This is a genomic window from Flavobacterium piscisymbiosum (assembly GCF_020905295.1).
Classification (GTDB): Bacteria; Bacteroidota; Bacteroidia; order Flavobacteriales; family Flavobacteriaceae; genus Flavobacterium; species Flavobacterium piscisymbiosum.
This window is the reverse complement of the sequence record NZ_JAJJMM010000001.1, coordinates 3,112,451-3,129,713: the sequence shown is the minus strand read 5'-3', so window position 1 is coordinate 3,129,713 and position 17,263 is coordinate 3,112,451. Positions and strand designations below refer to the sequence as shown.

General features: G+C 34.9%; 11 protein-coding genes. 6 read left to right on the top strand and 5 right to left on the bottom strand.

All coding sequences use genetic code 11. The features are described from left to right. Position 1: 1 nt before the first annotated feature. The 4 genes from LNP81_RS13665 (at position 2) to LNP81_RS13650 (ending at position 6,526) form a co-directional block, all read left to right on the top strand. On the top strand, positions 2-1,699 hold the full coding sequence (locus tag LNP81_RS13665) for a RagB/SusD family nutrient uptake outer membrane protein (RefSeq protein ID WP_230036671.1): 1,698 nt from the start codon (positions 2-4) through the stop codon (positions 1,697-1,699). Positions 1,700-1,788: 89 nt separating this feature from the next. Continuing rightward, entirely contained in the window at positions 1,789-3,108 is a 1,320-nt protein-coding gene (locus tag LNP81_RS13660; RefSeq protein WP_230036669.1) for a DUF3472 domain-containing protein, read from the top strand. A gap of 116 nt (positions 3,109-3,224) precedes the next feature. Further along, positions 3,225-4,580 carry a Gfo/Idh/MocA family protein gene (locus LNP81_RS13655; protein WP_230040914.1) on the top strand — a complete coding sequence of 452 codons (1,356 nt, stop codon included), beginning with the start codon at positions 3,225-3,227 and terminating at the stop codon, positions 4,578-4,580. An 86-nt stretch (positions 4,581-4,666) separates the two neighbouring features. Then, entirely contained in the window at positions 4,667-6,526 is a 1,860-nt protein-coding gene (locus LNP81_RS13650; RefSeq protein ID WP_230036666.1) for a glycoside hydrolase family 35 protein, read from the top strand. Between the two features lie 83 nt (positions 6,527-6,609). On the opposite strand, the gene LNP81_RS13645 is transcribed toward LNP81_RS13650, so the two are convergent. From LNP81_RS13645 to guaA, 5 genes are all read right to left on the bottom strand, one after another. Beyond that, a complete protein-coding gene (locus tag LNP81_RS13645) occupies positions 6,610-7,875 on the bottom strand; it encodes a hypothetical protein (RefSeq protein ID WP_230036664.1) in 1,266 nt (421 codons plus the stop codon). Positions 7,876-8,261: 386 nt separating this feature from the next. Further along, positions 8,262-8,663 carry an OsmC family protein gene (locus tag LNP81_RS13640; RefSeq protein WP_230036662.1) on the bottom strand — a complete coding sequence of 134 codons (402 nt, stop codon included), beginning with the start codon at positions 8,661-8,663 and terminating at the stop codon, positions 8,262-8,264. Next, a complete protein-coding gene (locus LNP81_RS13635) occupies positions 8,663-10,747 on the bottom strand; it encodes a LysM peptidoglycan-binding domain-containing protein (RefSeq protein WP_230036661.1) in 2,085 nt (694 codons plus the stop codon). Before LNP81_RS13635 ends, LNP81_RS13640 begins: the two co-directional genes overlap by 1 nt. 95 nt (positions 10,748-10,842) lie before the next feature. Further along, the gene (locus tag LNP81_RS13630) at positions 10,843-12,753 is read right to left on the bottom strand and encodes a lytic transglycosylase (protein WP_230036659.1); all 1,911 of its coding nucleotides are present in this window, start codon (positions 12,751-12,753) and stop codon (positions 10,843-10,845) included. Positions 12,754-12,814: 61 nt separating this feature from the next. Beyond that, positions 12,815-14,344, bottom strand: coding sequence for a glutamine-hydrolyzing GMP synthase (gene guaA, locus LNP81_RS13625; protein WP_041519335.1), 1,530 nt, complete (start codon positions 14,342-14,344; stop codon positions 12,815-12,817). Positions 14,345-14,544: 200 nt separating this feature from the next. Here guaA and LNP81_RS13620 point away from each other — a divergent pair, with 200 nt between their 5' ends. Beyond that, positions 14,545-15,072 (top strand): hypothetical protein, encoded by a 528-nt coding sequence (locus LNP81_RS13620; protein WP_230036657.1) that lies wholly within the window; start codon positions 14,545-14,547, stop codon positions 15,070-15,072. Between the two features lie 369 nt (positions 15,073-15,441). Further along, on the top strand, positions 15,442-17,178 hold the full coding sequence (locus tag LNP81_RS13615; RefSeq protein WP_230036655.1) for a thiamine pyrophosphate-dependent enzyme: 1,737 nt from the start codon (positions 15,442-15,444) through the stop codon (positions 17,176-17,178). Positions 17,179-17,263 lie beyond the last annotated feature (85 nt).

Below are 17,263 nucleotides of genomic sequence, written 5' to 3'. Positions count from 1 at the left end.
CATGAAAAAGATATTTATATTATGTATGGCGATTAGTTTCCTGTCCTCATGTGATTTAGACAGAGAACCATTTAATGCATACACAAAAGACAAAATAGAACAAGATAAAGTAGCTGCCGTAGAGGTTTTGTTAAATGGCTGTTACGCACAATTAAAAGGCTGGTCTGATGTTATGCACAGAGTTGGAGAGTATCCTGGCGATAATATTATGATTAGAGGAACTTCTACAGATTCATTTTACTCTTTTATTTCGTATCAGCATATTCCTAACAATGACAGGTTATCTGTCTTTTGGAATAACAGTTATAAAATCGTTTCACAATCAAGCGATTTGATCAAAATGATTTCAGAAGGAGAAAGTCCTGCTGTAAACCAACAACTTGGTGAAGCCTATTATTTAAGAGGTATGATTTATTTTTATTTATGCCGCACTTACGGAAGACCTTACGCACAATCACCTGAAACTAATTTAGGAGTGCCAATTGTAAATGGTTTACCTCCAGATTTAAATAATCTGAGATTACCAGACAGATCAACAGTAAAAGATACGTATGAGCAAGCAATTAGTGATTTGAAAAAAGCCGAATCTTTAATGACTGTTGATAGATCAGCGGCGTATGCTACTAAAGAAGCTGCTCAGGCAATGCTTTCGAGAGTATACTTATATATGAGTGGGACCTATGAAAATCCTAATCAGGAATACGCAACACAATCTATAGAATATGCGAATAAAGTAATTACAAGCGGAAAATATAAATTATTGAGTCGTGAAAGTTTTATGAAATTCAATACTTATGCACCAGATTCTGATGAGCAGACTGAAACCATTTTTGCTGTTAAAAGAGTAGCTTCAGAATTTTCAGGTTTCGATCATTATTACGGAATTGGCGGTATGTACGCTAATATTCAAGGTCAGGGCTGGGGCGAAATGTACGCTAGTGCAAAGTATCTCGATTTATTAAGAAAATCAGGTTTAAAGAAAGATGCGCGTTGGGCTTTTATTGATCCGCAATATACCACAGACGATGCAGGAAACAAAACTCAGGCATTCCGTTTTATTTATGACGTTAAAAATGCTACAGGTACACAAACAGGTTATAACTATATGCAACAACCATTAAAAACAAATCCTAATGGTACATTTTATATCACAATAGGAAATGCTGATTATAACTTAACTGCAGTAAATGCAGCCGAAAATCAATATTCGATTGAATATGAAGGCAAAACGTATACAGGCGAAAAAGATTATATGATGCTGCTAAACCGTGTGTATCCAATGTTCTACATTACAAAATGTTCTTTGCAAAATAACGACTCTCACCTCTACTCTCCTTCTATTTCAAGATTGGCCGAGATGTATTTGAACATGGCAGAAGCATATGTTAAAAAAGGTGATTATAATAGTGCTTTAACCAACTTAAACATAATTCGCGAAAGATCGATTGTTGGTGGCGGTTATACATCATTAAACAGTACAAATGCTGTACAACGAGTAGATGAAGAACGTCAGTTAGAGTTAGCGTTTGAAGCACATAGAGGTTACGATGTTTACAGAAATGGTCAAACGATGACGCGTCATTATCCTGGTCCTCATTTACCAATGACAGACTGGCCCGCTTCAAGCTTGAGAGTGGTTCAATATATTCCGCAATCAGAAATTAATGCGTATCCTGGAACTTTAACTCAAAATCCATAATTATTAGAATTGTTTTGTTTTTGAAGCCTCTCTAATTTGGTTGATTAGAGAGGTAATTTTAAAAAAGAAATAAACGAACTATCGATACCATGAAAAACTTATTTTACTTATTTTTTGCTTCATTACTTGTATCTTTTTCCTGTACAGAGAATAGCGAAATTACTGAGAAAGATTCTTCTTTAAAAAATCAAAAAAACAGTATTTCGCTCCCGTTAGCTGGAAACGCTTACAGCTCGAAACATTTAGAAAGCAACACTATTACGGATAACGGAATTGAAAACTGGACCAGTGCCGAAGAATTTTTTACCATTTATTTCAGAATTTCGAAAGGCGGAAGTTTTCAGTTAACTATTGAAGAATCGGTAGAAGTAGTTGGAAAATCAGAATTAGAATTTTCGATTAATAATGAAGCCAAAAAAGTAAAATTTGATACTTCAAAAAAAGCGGTAACAATTGGTACCTGGAAAATTAATCAGGAAGGTTATGTTGCCGTTAAGATAAAAGGAATCAGTAAAACAGGAGATCGTTTTCCTGCTATAAATCGCCTGACTATTTCGAGCGCAGATTATGACGGAAAAATATCCTATGTTCCAAATAATGAAGGCAATTTTTATCATTGGGGACGTCGCGGGCCATCGGTACATTTAAACTATCAGGTTCCTGAAAACATCAATGCAAAATGGTATTATAACGAAGTTACCGTTCCGGAAAACGAAGATAAAATTGGTTCTTATTTTATGGCTAATGGTTTTGGAGAAGGTTACTTTGGTATTCAGGTCAATTCGGCTTCAGAAAGAAGAGTTTTATTTTCTGTATGGAGTCCTTTTAATACTGATGATCCGGCCAGTATTCCTGAATCACATAAAATTAAAATGCTTAAAAAAGGCGAAAATGTTCACACAGGCGAATTTGGAAATGAAGGTTCTGGCGGTCAAAGCTATCTTAAATACAACTGGAAAGCAGGAACTACTTATAAATTTTTATTACAAGGATTCCCTCAAAACAATAATACAACCACGTATACTGCCTATTTTTATGCACCTGAATTGCAAAAATGGCTATTAATCGCTAGTTTTAATCGTCCTGAAACGAATACGTATTTAAAAAGATTTCATTCGTTCTTAGAAAATTTTATTCCGGAACAAGGCGATTTGTCTCGTAAAGTACTATTCAACAATCAATGGGTTTGTGATGATAAAGGAGTTTGGTCAGAGATCAATTCAGCTCGTTTTACAACAGATAATACTGGAGGAAAAGAATATCGAATAGATTTTGCAGGCGGACTCGACAATACTTCTTTTTATCTAAAAAACGGCGGTTTTTTCAACAACTATACAACACCAAAAACGATCTTTACAAGACCTTTAAACAATAAAAAACCAGAAATAAGTTTTGACACATTACCTTAAAAAGACGTTTTAAAAATAAACAATTTACAAAAACAATAATTCCCGATAATCAGCATTTAGATTATCATCATTTCAAATCAAATTAATTCATTATGAAAACTAGTATTTTAAAATTCATGTTAGTGGCCTGTCTGTTGTTTGGAGGAGCAATCGCATCGGCACAAATGATCAAAACCAAAACACCAACCCGTCCAAAAGGTCAGCAAGATGTTTTGCGTTTGGCTACTGCTCCAATTCCAACTGTTCGTGTTGCTTTTATTGGTTTAGGAATGCGTGGCCCGGGAGCTGTTGAGCGTATGACACATATTCCCGGAGTAGAAATCGTAGCGCTTTGCGATATGACAGAGAAAAACACACAATCGGCTAATGAAATTTTAACAAAAGCTGGTCTTCCTAAAGCTCAGGAATTTTTTGGAGATGAAAATGCCTGGAGAAAAGTTACTGCCTTGCCAAATGTTGATTTGGTTTACATCGCAACAGATTGGAAACATCATGCTTTAATAGGTGTTCAGGCAATGAAAGACGGAAAACACGTAGCAATCGAAGTTCCGGGTGCTATGACCATGAAAGAAATCTGGGACCTTATTGATACTTCCGAAAAAACACGTAAACATTGTATGCAACTTGAAAATTGTGTTTACGATTTCTTCGAATTAACGACATTAAATATGGCACAGCAAGGTGTGTTTGGAGAAATTCTTCATGCCGAAGGTTCTTACATTCACGGTCTTCAACCATTTTGGGGCGAATACTGGAACAACTGGAGAATGGATTACAACATCAAACACCGAGGTGATATTTACGCAACTCACGGTATGGGACCGGCTTGTCAGGCTTTGAATATTCACCGTGGTGATAAAATGAATTTCTTAGTTTCTATGGATACAAAAGCGGTAGGAAATCCTGCTTACATCAAAGAAAAATCAGGTCAGGAAATTAAAGATTTTAGAAACGGAGATCATACCATGACTATGATTCGTACCGAAAACGGAAAAACAATCCAGATTCAGCATGATGTTACGTCTCCTCGTCCGTACAGCAGAATGTATCAATTGAGCGGAACTAAAGGTTTTGCCAACAAATATCCGTTAGAAGGTTATGCTTTAGACGGTGCAGCATTAGGAGATGATGTAAAACCAAATCACGAAAAATTAAGTGCACATTCATTTGTTCCTGAAGATGTTAAAAAAGCATTGATGGCAAAATACAAGCATCCAATTGTAAAAGATATCGAAGAAAAAGCTAAAAAAGTAGGCGGTCACGGCGGAATGGATTTCGTGATGGATTACCGATTGATTCACTGTCTTCAAAAAGGACTTCCTCTAGACATGGATGTTTACGATCTTGCAGAATGGTCTTGCTTAGGTCCTTTAACAGAGATCTCACTTGATAATAACTCGTCTCCTGTAGAAATTCCTGATTTCACTCGTGGCGGATGGAAAAAATTACAAAAATTAGAGTTTTCAGAATAATAAATTTATTGGTTAGTTAGGTTAGCAAGAGAGCGCAATTCATAGTGCTCTCTTGCTTTTTATAAACATCATCAATTTCAAATAAAATGAAAAAAGTTTATTTAATTCTCTTGTTTAATTTCTTTATCCTTTCAGCATTAACAGCACAAGAAAAACAAACTTTTGCCATAAGCGATGGGAATTTTTTGTTGAATGGAAAACCAATTCAGATTCATTCAGGCGAAATGCATTATTCCAGAATTCCACAACCGTATTGGCGTCATCGTTTAAAAATGATGAAAGCAATGGGTTTAAATGCTGTGGCAACCTACGTTTTCTGGAACTATCACGAAATTACTCCCGGGGTTTGGGATTTTAAAACCGGAAATAAAAACTTAGCCGAATACATTAAAACAGCGCAGGAAGAAGGTTTATTTGTTATTCTTCGACCGGGTCCTTACGTATGTGCCGAATGGGAATTTGGCGGTTATCCTTGGTTTTTACAAAATGTTCCTAATATGGTGATTCGCGGCAATAACAAAGAATATCTAACTGCAACCAAAGCCTATTTTACCGAATTGTACAATCAAGTCAAAGATTTACAAATTACCAAAGGTGGACCAATTATTATGGTTCAGGGCGAAAATGAATTTGGTTCTTATGTCGCCCAACGTAAAGATATCCCGTTAGAAGAGCACAAAAAATACAGCGCCGCCGTTTTTCAGCAATTAAAAGATGTTGGTTTTGAAGTGCCATTTTTTACATCAGACGGAAGCTGGTTGTTTGAAGGCGGAGCTTTGCCGGGCGCTTTACCAACTGCCAATGGAGAAAGCGACATTGCAAAGTTAAAAGCCGTTGTCAATCAGTTTAATAATAATCAGGGACCTTATATGGTTGCCGAATTTTATCCTGGCTGGCTGGATCATTGGGCAGAACCTTTCCCGACACAAAAACCGGAACAAACCGTTCGTCAGACCAAAAAATATCTGGACAATCAGGTTTCTTTCAATTATTATATGGTACATGGCGGAACGAATTTTGGCTTTACCTCGGGTGCCAACTATGATAAAGAACACGATATTCAGCCAGACATGACTTCCTATGATTATGACGCTCCTATTAGCGAAGCGGGTTGGGCAACTCCAAAATACAATGCGTTAAGAGAATTATTAAAAACAAATGAAACTCCTACTATTCCTACCCAAATACCAGTAATCACTATCCCAAATATAAAGCTGACAAAAGCAGTAAATTTAGCCGATTTTAAATCGAAAATTACACCCGTTATTGAAGATAATCCGCAAACATTTGAACAATTAAATCAAGGCGATGGTTATATTTGGTACAGCAAAAAATTTACACAACCCATTAGTGGGAAATTAGAATTGAAAGGATTACGTGATTATGCCATTATTTATGTTAACGGGAAAAAAGTAGCAGAACTGAACCGATATTACAAAAAATACGATTGCGAAATCGAAGTTCCTTTTAATGCCACTTTAGACATTCTGGTCGAAAACATGGGACGTATTAATTATGGTTCTCAAATTAATGCCAACAATAAAGGTATCATTAGTCCTGTAGTGATTAACGGAGAAACCATTACCGGCGATTGGGAAATGTATAAATTACCAATGACCACGCCACCAGATTTAACAGCGTATAAAAACTCAGGCAAAATAAATCGTCCTACTTTATATCAGGGGTCTTTTAATCTCACTAAAACCGGAGATACCTTTCTGGACATGCGTGATTGGGGTAAAGGAATTGTATTTGTAAACGGAATTAATATTGGACGTTATTGGAGCATTGGCCCCCAACAAACATTGTACTTACCGGGATGCTGGCTTAAAAAAGGAAAAAACAACATTGTAGTTTTCGAACAAAAAAACGAAATTATCCAAAAAGAAATAAAGACTATGCTAACCCCAATTCTTGAAGATTTAAAACCTGAGAAAGGATTATAGAATCATTTCAGTAAACATAAAAAAGCCATCAGGAAATTATTCTTTGATGGCTTTTTTATCTAAAATCCGGTACTGATTTAAATTTAATAATTTTGATAAGTTTCACCAATAATTTTTGATGCTAATTCTTCACTAAACAATTTTAAACCTATTTTACTCATTTCATAATCGGTAGGAAGAGCAGTAGGTTTTTTATCCAGCAATGGCAAATATTCTGGATCAATTGCGCGTATATCCCCTTCCTGCATAGCATACGAATATTTAAAAATACTTGGCGCTTCAATTGTAAATGTTTTCGTTTTCTTTGAATAATTATCTACTATTTTTATCGTTCCTCCAATAAATGCCTCTTTAAACAAATCAATAATTTCCAATCTGCTTTTTAACAACCTACGTCTGGAAACAACAACTGGTCTTCTATCTCTATCTGGCACGTTTTCCTGAATTACAATTTCTTTTTCTTTATCAAAAACCGTTCTTTGAAGATCTCCTTTACTAATATCAAAATTCTCAACCGTAACTACCATATTAAAATCGTATTTCCCTTTAGCATCCTTTCCTATTGTTATCCAGTCCCCAAGATCTAAACCAGCAAGAACCTCTTTCTCTGTTACTGCATACTTTTTTATTGAATTAGCAAAATTTATAGTAACATAGTTCAGTCCGTTTTTATAGGCTTCATCTTTTAATTTTATTACTTCGTCTTTTTTATACCCGTTATCAAATTTTTGTAATTGTACATATACCTTATAAGCTTCCCTATAATCTTTTTTTGCATCTTGGGACGATGGGTATGTACGCCCCTCTGTATAGGTCTTTGCCACTAGATATACTAAATCACTGTACTTATCTTTTGTTTTTTTAACAAGTCCTGAGTAATCTTTTAGAGGAAAAACAAGCTCTCTTCCTCCATAATACATGGGCCCAATATCTTTAATAGAAGTTCGGACACGGTTATAATCATCTTGAAAGTACTTACACCTTTCATAAAGTTTCTTGGTTTTACTATTGACATCTATATTTATACGCCCATAATTAAAATCAACATCATCCTTGTATGTTTTTACGTCATACTCCAATATAGATTCTTCTTTTTCAAGATATTTTGCATAAGAATCTTCTATAATAGAAAGTGCACCGTTTCTCTTTTCCTCCGAGTTGTTTTTCTCTAAAATAGTAATAGCACTCCAAAATGCCTGATAATAATTTCCTGAGGCATAATATTCTTCCATGGTAGGGGTCTTCTCCACTCTCTTTATTTTAAATCCCCTACCTAGACGAAAACAAGAGGAAAATAGTACAGTAATAAGAATACCCAAAAGAATACTAAAAATTTTCAGCTTTTTCATTTTACAAATAATTAAAATACAACATTTGAGCAAGTTAAGTATAATAATTAAATCTTACGAATATTCCTACTATTTTAGTAATGATAATTATTTTTTATCAATAATGTTAGATCAATACAAAACCTGTGGAGATATGAAAATTAAGGATAAATTTTATCGCAGAGCGTACTACCATTTTTTATTTAATAATATGTTTAAAAACACAAAGTTCGCTTATGTAAAGTAAAAACAAACCTTTATATACTTTGCGTTTAAAATGATTTGTTATATAAAATATCATATCCTTTTTTCACAACAATATACTTTGAGGTTAATTTTAACCTTTTTATAAAACAGAAAAAGCCATTCAGTGTCGAATGGCTTTTTATTATTTGATCGCTTTACTATTACTTCCAGCTAAAAGTAATACGTTTTTCAATTTCACTGCTTAAACTTAAAAACACCGGACACGTCATTGCAGCACGTTCCAGGATAGTTTTATTTTTTTCATCTGCAACACCCTGCATTTCAAAAGCAATTTCGATCGCTCCAATTCTTCTTGGTTCAGCGTTCATTATCTTCGTTACTTCGGCAGTTGAGCCAATGAAATCTACGCCTAAATCACGCGCTTTGATTCCCATAATGGTCATCATGCAACTTGCTAAAGCATTGGCAACTGTATCTGTTGGAGAAAATGCTTCTCCTTTTCCGTTATTGTCTAAAGGTGCATCAGAAATGATTTCGCTTCCCGATTGCACATGAATTGATTTTGTTCTTAAATCTCCTAAATAGGTTACTGTTGATGTCATTAATTGGCTACTTTTAAAGTTAAGTCTGAATCGTAATATAAAATGTACACTCCTTTATTGGCGTGTCCACCATCTTCTTTTTTATAAAATTGAAATTTATTGTCAACTTGTTCCGTTGTCATTAAATCTGCTGTTTCCTGATATGTTTTTCCTTGCACCAAACGCATCATCGTATCAAAAGTAACATCAAATCCGCGTGTTGCATAAGTATTTGGATTTATCTTATTCTTCAATCTGTATTCTTTATCAAAGATTAAAACTCCTGGTTCATCGCTTTCACGAGTTACAGACGGATACATTAATTTCAGTTTTACTAAATTATCAAAACTAATTTCGTCAGTATCCAATGTGTTGTTTGGTTCTAAAATAACCAATTGTACCTGACATGTTTTTTGTGCATCCAGCAAAGCTTTAATGGTAGTTTTCACCATTGCCGTGTTTCCGGTTTCCATTACCACATAATTCATTCTGTTAGGTAATAGCAAACTTTTTAAGTTCGCTACATCAAGGCCTCCTGTTTCTGTCAAAGCTGCAAAAACAACACCTTTTTGGTTTTGTTTGATATAACTAATTACTGATTCTTTCTTTTTATCAACAACAGCAACGATATTTCCGTTTTTCGCACGCATATAATCAAACATCGCATTTCTCACCACATCATTAGATGGTATCGTCTGATATAAATTATCGATCGGGTTCGCTTTATCTTTTGATAATGGCGAAATCACCGGAACATTAAACAAACGTAATGTATTTGCTGTAGCCTCAGCATTATTTTGATAAAATGGTCCAATTACTGCATGGGCATCCTGCAATTTATTCTGAGCCATCAAAGTCGAAACATTTGATGTTGTTTTTGTTTCCTGAGAATCATAAATTACCACATCAATTGGCAATTTTAAGGTTTTAGCCGAGTCGATCGCCATCATTGCTCCTGAATAAAAATCAAGAGTCATATTCAAAAATTTATCGTTTTTAATTCGTGTAGCAGTACTTGTTGTATCATTCTGCATTTTATTCAAATTAAAAGGCAACAATAAAACTAATTTTTTACGATCATTTTGCCCTCTTTTCTTTGTAAGCTCTACTACTTCAGGACTAGCTGATACAGTTTCAGATTTTACTTTATCTACAATTTGTATAGAACCTCCGGTATTTGAATTTTCTACTGCTTTTTCAACAGGTTGCTGCTGTGGAATAATTGGAGCCGGAGCTAAATATCCTGCAGGAACTTTTAAAACCATTCCTTCTTTTACACCTTCAGAAAGTGACGGATTCAATGCCGTTAATTCTTCCTGAGAAATGTGAAAAGTTCTTCCTAAACTATAAAAAGTTTCCTTTGGTTTTACCTGATACTCCATATAAGTTATAGCCTTTTTAGCAGTTTCAACCGGTTTTGCAGTGTTAGTAACAACAGGACTTGAAGTCTCTGTTTTAGGCGCTTTTCCTTTTATGGTTAATCGGTATCCTACGGGTAAATTAGACACAATTTCAGGATTGCGTTTTTCTAATTCTTCAATGGTTATTCCGTATTGTTTAGCGATCGAAAACTTAGTTTCTTTTGCCACAACATCATGATACACATATTTTTCCTGAGCTTTTTCTTTCGCTGGTTTTTCAGCCGCTACCGAAGATTTTACTGCCGATTTTACAACTGATCCTTTTGCAGGAATCACCAGTTTTTGCCCAATCTGAACTCCGGTTTTTTCTAAAGTAGGGTTTGCCGCTTTCAAAGCTTCATCAGAGATACCATACTTTTTTTCGATACTATAAAAAGTTTCTTTTGGCTGTACTTCATGAATTATTTCTTTGGTATTACCGCCCGTTTTTGCCACAGCTGTTTCTGTTTTAACCGCTGCAGATTTTGCATTATTGGTAGGGATCAGTAAAACTGTATTGGGTTTTATACCACTTCTGGCATCGGGGTTTAATGCATAAATATCATAAGGCGTAACCTTAAATTTTACAGCAATCTGGTTAATCGTTTCTCCATTCGCAACGGTATATTTAATGACCTTTTCTTGTGAAAAAGCAGAAAATGTTACAAAAAAAACGAGAAACAATAATGTTGAATAATACTTCATAATAGACTTAAAACAATTTAATTTTTAATTCAAAACAAGTTACTAAAATCTCTTTAAAGCAAGATTCTTGCCACTTGTTATTTTATCGCCAATTATTATCTAAGATCAATTTCTACCTTAGCAATAACAACCTCTTTATATAACTCATCTTCTTCGTTTTTCTTGCATTTATAGAGCACTTCTTCCATATTTTGGTACATATCTGAGTAAACATAGTACGAAAGACTGTTGATATTAAAGAAGAAACTAGCGTTAAAATCACCAGAATCAATGAGTTTCATAATGAGCTTATCTCTCAGCGACGAGTCTGTAAATATACCTAAAACTAAGTAATAGCCGTTTGAAACTTCTTTAAGATTATCATAAACTTCAACTTTTACTGTTTTGTCTGCTCTAAGCGGATTTTCCTTAAGTTCACGCTTCATTTCTTCAAGCGAAATTGTTTTTGCAGATTCAGCAGAAGTTGATTTATCTTGTTTTTTAATGGCTTCATCCTGATACTTTTTCAATTTTATCAAAGCCAGTTTATCATCAAACTTGCGGGCTTCCATACTATAATAAGTCGCTTTGCTGATATGTCTTTTTACTTCGATTTTTTTCTGCGTATCAAGCGAATCAATCTTAGCAATTAAAAGTTGATTTTGCGCATCGCCCTGCTCCTGTTCTATTTTATATCTTTTTATTTCTTCTAATGAAAGTCTTTGCTGCAAAGAAGTAACGTTTGTATTTTTTTCGCTTTCGCGGATTTTCTTCTTGTATTCCTGATTTTCTTCAACAGCAATTTTTTCTACCTTATTCATTAAACCGGCATAGGCTTTTCGGTTTTCTGCCAATTCTTTTTTTAGTTGAGAAGATAATTCACTGGTTTTCCCGATGCTTTCATACGATCGTTTTTCTAATCTTTTTGATTCATCGACATTCAAAATGTCCATTCTTTTTAAATCGACCAAATCACTATTCATCGTGTTCACCAACGAATCTAATTTTGCCATTAAAATATCCTGTACATTTTTATTGGCTTCCAGAACCAAACGTAATTTTTCAACCGAATTTTCTTTAGAACCGTTCATGTCATTCAGATTCACTTTCAAATCATTAATCTTAATAATCTTCTGATTCATTTCTTTCTGAACAACCAATCTGTCTTTCAAATCTTCCAGTTCAACCGTTTTGGCTTTTCCTTTTTCGACTACAACTTGTTTTTCGGCTAAAGCCAACATCAATTCTTCGCTTTCGTTAGTTGGTTTTACTTCCTTGGTATTAATAGCTAATTTATTGCCAACAATTAATCCGTTTACAATTTCGGGATTTTGAGACTCTAACTGATCGATAGAAATATTGTATTTTTTGGCAATCGAAAATTTAGTTTCCTTTGGTTCAACCACATGAAAAACCGTTTCCTGATTGATCACGCGAACTCGTCCGTCTAAGGTTTTTCGTTTGTTTGGAATTGAAATCGTCTGACCAATTTGCAATCCGTTAATAAGAAGGTCTTTGTTTAGATTTTCTAAATCATTAACCGAAACATTATAGGCTCTCGCGATACTAAACAGTGATTCTTTGGCTACAACCTGATGCGTCACTTTTGAAGAAGTTGTGCTTTCAGTTTTAAGAAGATTTGGATTTTGCGGAATAATCAATTCCTGACCAATCTGAAGTCCGTTGGCCAAAATAGGATTTGCATTTTGAAGCGCTTCTACAGTAATATTATATTGTTTTGATAAACCAAAAAGGGTTTCTTTGGGACCAACAACATGAGTAATTTGCTGGTTTGAATTTTCTTTTTCTGCTGAGTGAACCGGAATCTTAATAATTTGATTGTCTTTGATTCCGCTCTGCGACTCGGGGTTGAGTTTGTAAATTTCATCAACAGAAACCTTGTATTTTTGGGCAATAAAATAGGCAGTTTCTCCTTTTTGAATTTTGTGTTCAATAATTGAATCTTGCGCAGTTATTTTGTTAAAAGACAAAATAAAGACAAGAGAAATCGTTAAAAATTCTCTCATAAATAGTAGGTTTAAAAAATTAAGGCGTTACAAATGTAACGCCTTAATTTGAAAAACAATACTATTCCCACTCAATTGTTGCTGGTGGTTTTGAGCTAATATCGTAAACCACGCGGTTCACGCCTTTTACTTTATTTATAATGTCATTCGACACTTTCATCAAGAAATCGTAAGGTAAATGAACCCAGTCAGCAGTCATACCATCTGTTGATTCTACAGCTCTAAGCGCTACTACTTTTTCGTAAGTACGCTCATCGCCCATCACACCAACACTGTTTACCGGAAGCAAAATTGCTCCAGCCTGCCAAACTTTGTCGTACAATCCCCAAGATTTTAAGCCGTCGATAAAAACAGCATCAACATCTTGCAAGATTTGAACTTTTTCAGGAGTAATATCTCCTAAAATTCTGATTGATAATCCTGGTCCCGGAAAAGGGTGTCTTCCTAACAATTCAGGATCTATTCCTAAAGTAGCACCAACTCTACGAACTTCGTCTTTAAACAACATTCTTAGTGGTTCTACAATTTTTAATTTCATATAATCCGGCAATCCACCTACATTATGGTGTGATTTAATCGTTGCCGATGGTCCTTTTACAGATACCGATTCGATTACGTCAGGATAAATAGTTCCTTGCGCCAACCATTTTACATCTTCGATCAAATGTGATTCATCATCAAAAACTTCGATAAATACACGACCAATAGTTTTACGTTTTGTTTCTGGATCACTTATTCCGGCCAATTCGCTTAAGAAACGATCTCCGGCGTCTACTCCTTTTACGTTCAATCCCATTCCTTTGTATTGATCTAATACATTTTGGAATTCGTTTTTACGAAGTAAACCGTTATTTACGAAGATACAATATAAGTTTTTACCAATGGCCTGGTGTAATAAAACTGCAGCTACAGTAGAATCTACTCCGCCTGACAATCCTAAAACCACTTTATCATTTCCTAATTTCTCTTTTAATTCTCCCACCATTTCCTCTACGAAAGCATTTGGTGTAAAGTTTTGAGGAACTTCTGCAATATCTACTAAAAAGTTTTTCAGCATTTTTGATCCATCTGTAGAATGGAAAACTTCAGGGTGATACTGAATTGCATAAGTGGTTTCGCCTTCAATTTTGTAAGCAGCATATTCTACATCATGCGTGCTTGCCAATTTCACTGCATTGGTTGGTAAAGCCTTGATACTATCGCTATGACTCATCCAAACCTGGCTGTTTTCTGAAACTCCGTTAAAGAAAGTTTCCCCTTCTTTAATATAAGATAAATTAGCTCTACCATATTCTCTGGTGTTCGAAGCAGCGACTTCACCTCCACTAAAATGGGCTAAATATTGTGCTCCGTAACAAACTGCCAACATAGGTAGTTTGCCTCGAATTTGAGATAAATCAGGATGTGGAGCATCTTCTGCACGAACAGAAAAAGGGCTTCCTCCTAAAATTACGGCTTTATAAGGTGATAAATCACTAGGAAAGTGATTGTAAGGGAAAATTTCGCAGAATATATTTAATTCGCGAACTCTACGCGCAATAAGCTGTGTATATTGCGATCCGAAATCTAAAATAAGTACGTTGTGTTGCATGCGCAAAAATACTTTTTATATTCGAATTTGAAAAATGGAATTTTGATTTTTTTTCTATATAGATTCTAAGTTTCTAAGGTGCTAAGTTTCTAAGTTGTTGGATCGTCAAAAAAACTTAGTTACTTAGCACCTTAGAAACTTAGTATCTTAAAAAAAACCAACATTCAAGAAACATCGTATTTAAACGAAAAACCATAACCATGAAATCAAAACTTATTGCTCTTTTTCTTTTTTTAACTGTCTTTGTAACCTCTTGCGATGCGGTAGACGACTTATTGACTTTTACTATTTCTAATGAAGCTTCTATTAAAATAAAAAGCAATTTACCTATCAATCTGCCATCAGAAATTATTACGCCTGATGTTACTACAAATTCTTCGGCTGAATTCAGTAACAACAAAACCAAAGCGAATTTGGTAAAAGATGTAAAAATAAGATCTCTTAAATTAATGATTTCTGATCCTTCAGATAAAACTTTTACATTTTTAAAATCAATTCATCTCTACATCTCCACAACTGATGCTGACGAAATCGAATTAGCCTATCAGGATAATATCAACTCTACAAGCAATGCACTAGATTTAATTTGTACCGATGCCAGACTAGATCAATACATTAAAGCCGATAAATATAAAATAAGAACTCAGGTTACATTAAAAGAAACCCTTACCAAAGATGTAACTGTAAAAGCAAATATGAAGTTTAGAGTAACTGCGGATCCATTCTAGTCTAAGTTGCTAAGGTTCTAAGTTACTAAGCTTCTAAGTTAAAAAAACTAAATCTTAGATTCTTAAAAACGAAGGTTCAAAGGTAAACAAAGTGCGAAAACTTTGTTCCTTTGAACCTTTTTTGCATTTTACCCAAAAAAAAACCTTAGTAACTTAGTACCTCAGAACCTTAGCCACTTAAAAAAAATCTTAGAGCCTTAGTAACTCAAAAAAAACTCAGTACCTTCAAAAAAAATCCCTAAATTTATAAAACCATACCAAAAACCGTTTTTACATCATAACCAAGTGTATCTTAAAATATAATCATTAAGAAAGTAAACCATAACCAATGTTTGTACTGTCTGAATATTAATTTTAAAAATATAATCCATGAGTAAAATAGTTGCAGAACAATTAGTTGACATGTTGGTAGAAGCCGGAGTAAAACGCGTTTATGCGGTTACCGGCGATAGTTTAAATCATTTTAATGATGCAATACGGAGAAACGGAAAAATAAAATGGATTCATGTTCGCCATGAAGAAGTAGGCGCTTATGCAGCTGCTGCCGAGGCCGAATTAGACGGTTTTGCGGTTTGTGCCGGAAGTTGCGGCCCGGGACATGTGCACTTAATAAATGGTTTGTACGATGCACATCGCTCGCACGTTCCTTTATTAGCCATTGCCTCGACCATAAATACGCCCGAAATGGGAATGGATTATTTTCAGGAAACCAACACCATCAAACTTTTCGACGATTGCAGTCATTATAATCAGATGATTATGACCGCAGAACAAGCTCCCCGAATTATACAAACAGCAATTCAGCATGCTTTGGGCAAAAAAGGCGTTGCGGTAATTGGTTTACCCGGCGATGTTTCTGAAATGAAAGCGGTTGAAAGCAATATATCTACCCAATTTTTTCATTGTAATCCGGTTATCAGACCTTCTGATCAGGAATTACAACTTTTAGCAAAAGCGATCAATGAGAGTTCCAAAATCACTTTATTCTGTGGAATTGGTGCCGAAAAAGCTCACGATCAGGTAGTACAATTATCACAGCATATCAAAGCGCCCGTAGGATATTCTTTCCGAGGAAAAATGAGTATTCAGCCTAATAATCCTAACGAAATAGGAATGACAGGTTTACTTGGTCAGCCTTCTGCTTATCATAGCATGCACGAATCGCATTTGGTTTTATTATTAGGAACTGATTTTCCTTACGATAAATTCATGCCTGGTGATAATAAAATTATTCAAATCGATACCAGCACAGAACGTTTAGGCCGAAGAGCCAATCTGTATATGGGATTATGCGGTGATGTCGCCAACACTATAGAAGCTTTGTTACCCCTTTTGGAAACCAAAACCGATGATAGTTTTTTACAGGCACAGCTAAAACTATACGCCAGCGTAAAAGAAAACATGAATACGTATATTAATGATAATGGCGGAGAAGACACAATTCAACCCGAATACGTTGCACATATCATTGATAAATTGGCGAGCAAAGATGCTATTTTTACTGTCGATACCGGGATGACCTGCGTTTGGGGAGCCCGTTTTATAAAAGGAACAGGAGAACGAAAAATGCTGGGCTCTTTCAATCACGGATCTATGGCCAATGCAATGCCAATGGCTATAGGAGCAGCTCTCGCACATCCTGAAAGACAAGTTATTGCCATGTGTGGTGATGGTGGTATCTCAATGTTATTGGGGGATTTAGCAACCATTAAACAATATGAAATTCCTATAAAAATTATTGTTTTTAATAATCGTGCTTTAGGAATGGTAAAACTCGAAATGGAAGTGAATGGCCTTCCTGATAACGAAACCGATATGGTAAATCCTGACTTTGGTTTAATCGCTCAGGCAATGGGATTTCAGGGCGTAAATGTTCACAAACCCGAAGAAGTTGAAGGAGCAATCGAAAATGCTTTCAGACATAATGGTCCTGTTTTACTGAATATTTTCACCAACCCAAATGCGCTGGCAATGCCACCAAAAGTAGAATGGGAACAAGTTGTAGGTATGGCAAAATCGATGACAAGACTAATGCTTGGCGGTAAAATGGAAGAAGTTTTAGATACTATAAAATCTAATTATAAGCATTTAAAAGAAGGCATCTAAAACTGATTTTTACACTTGAATACAAACACTAATTACACGAATTAGCACAAATTTTAAAACCTTTTTTGTTTGTGAAATTAATTTC

Bases quoted from the DNA above. Each gene is read 5' to 3' on its own strand.
- LNP81_RS13650 (WP_230036666.1), top strand. From the start codon at position 4,667: ATGAAAAAAGTTTATTTAATTCTCTTGTTTAATTTCTTTATCCTTTCA.
- LNP81_RS13635 (WP_230036661.1), bottom strand. From the start codon at position 10,747: ATGAAGTATTATTCAACATTATTGTTTCTCGTTTTTTTTGTAACATTT.
- LNP81_RS13640 (WP_230036662.1), bottom strand. From the start codon at position 8,663: ATGACATCAACAGTAACCTATTTAGGAGATTTAAGAACAAAATCAATT.
- LNP81_RS13665 (WP_230036671.1), top strand. From the start codon at position 2: ATGAAAAAGATATTTATATTATGTATGGCGATTAGTTTCCTGTCCTCA.
- LNP81_RS13660 (WP_230036669.1), top strand. From the start codon at position 1,789: ATGAAAAACTTATTTTACTTATTTTTTGCTTCATTACTTGTATCTTTT.
- LNP81_RS13615 (WP_230036655.1), top strand. From the start codon at position 15,442: ATGAGTAAAATAGTTGCAGAACAATTAGTTGACATGTTGGTAGAAGCC.
- guaA (WP_041519335.1), bottom strand. From the start codon at position 14,344: ATGCAACACAACGTACTTATTTTAGATTTCGGATCGCAATATACACAG.
- LNP81_RS13620 (WP_230036657.1), top strand. From the start codon at position 14,545: ATGAAATCAAAACTTATTGCTCTTTTTCTTTTTTTAACTGTCTTTGTA.
- LNP81_RS13645 (WP_230036664.1), bottom strand. From the start codon at position 7,875: ATGAAAAAGCTGAAAATTTTTAGTATTCTTTTGGGTATTCTTATTACT.
- LNP81_RS13655 (WP_230040914.1), top strand. From the start codon at position 3,225: ATGTTAGTGGCCTGTCTGTTGTTTGGAGGAGCAATCGCATCGGCACAA.
- LNP81_RS13630 (WP_230036659.1), bottom strand. From the start codon at position 12,753: ATGAGAGAATTTTTAACGATTTCTCTTGTCTTTATTTTGTCTTTTAAC.